General features: G+C 68.9%; 1 protein-coding gene and 2 pseudogenes. All 3 read right to left on the bottom strand.

Translation table 11 applies throughout. The features are described 5' to 3' along the window. Positions 1 to 139: 139 nt before the first annotated feature. Positions 140 to 229: pseudogene (locus ACWEBX_RS41300) on the bottom strand (DUF305 domain-containing protein); the annotation flags it as partial. A gap of 229 nt (positions 230 to 458) precedes the next feature. Then, positions 459 to 770: a DUF6153 family protein gene (locus ACWEBX_RS41295; RefSeq protein WP_451889800.1), complete on the bottom strand. Its 312-nt coding sequence runs from the start codon at positions 768 to 770 to the stop codon at positions 459 to 461. A gap of 234 nt (positions 771 to 1,004) precedes the next feature. Continuing rightward, a pseudogene (locus tag ACWEBX_RS41290) lies at positions 1,005 to 1,114 on the bottom strand (AIM24 family protein); the annotation flags it as partial.

Genomic DNA, 1,114 nt, shown 5'->3' with positions numbered 1-1,114 from the left:
GGGTGTCATCACCGCGATCGGGTTCCTGATCGGCCGGCACACCGACCTCGCCACCCTCATCCAGCTCCTGACCACGGTCATGGTGATCGTCCAGGGCCAAATCGGCCATGGCCACGGCCTGCCGGTGGTGCGGGATCATCCCTTGGGCGAACGACACGTCCTGCGCGTTGTGGCTGCCCTGTGCGATAGAGGCGGTGCCCGAGGGACTGGCGGTGGACGTCGCCCCCATGTCGTGACCCGTGTGGCTCGAGGACGAGGAGGAATCGCTGCTGCCGCAGGCGGCCAGCACCACCGCTGCGGTGGCGGCGGCGGCCAGTGCCATGGTCCGGCGGAGGAGAGAACGGCGAGGTGCCATGAGAGGTACAACTCCTTGAAGTGCCCGCGCCCACGCGCGGGAGATACGGATGCATGCAGGCCGGAGCACGACACCCCGTCAGGAGGGTGTCGTGCGGGAGCCTCTAGATCCGCAGGAGCTGCAACTCGGAGAGATCGGGTGGTGCGCGGCCGTCAACCGGCCCAGGAGCCGGGCTGCCGCCGACAGTCGCCGCAGGGTCGACATTGGCGGCCACGCCCGGCATCAGAGCAGGCGGAACGTAAGCAGTGGACGTACCGCCTGCCGCGCATGTCCCGCCGGCGTGGTCCATGACCATGCCGCTGTCACCCGCGTCGGACAGATGCTGGCAGTCAGCACCGGCAACATGGACGGGCGCGGGGCGATGTCCGGGGGGCTCTGCCGACATCATGACGTCGTGCTGGCCCGCAGCCGGCATACCGGCAGGTGACAGGGCATGCATGCCCAGCACCCCCGCCACCACGGCCAGGACCAGCCACATCCAGCGCACGGAACTCGCCCCGGAGTTGGTGCGAGCGCTGGAGATCATGGGCTCATCGTATGGGTCTTCCTCTCTCCCGGCAGCCAGACACTCCGCCGAGTGCCCCATCCCACATCGTCGTTCTCGAGCTGGCGCGTGCTCTTCATCCATGTCGCCAATGCCGTGCAGGCGTACTTCGTGCCCGCGGCCCTCCAGCTTGAGCTGCACCGCCTCGCCCGAACCCCCGCGGATCATCGAGCCGATCGACTGCGAGCGGTGCAGCGAGGTGCGCAGGTGCGCGG

Source organism: Streptomyces sp. NPDC005070, from assembly GCF_053600395.1.
The sequence above is the reverse complement of the archived record's forward strand: the minus strand, read 5'-3'. Positions and strand labels throughout refer to the sequence as shown.

Coding starts and splice junctions, on each gene's coding strand:
- ACWEBX_RS41295 (WP_451889800.1), bottom strand. CDS start 770: ATGCCGGCTGCGGGCCAGCACGACGTCATGATGTCGGCAGAGCCCCCC.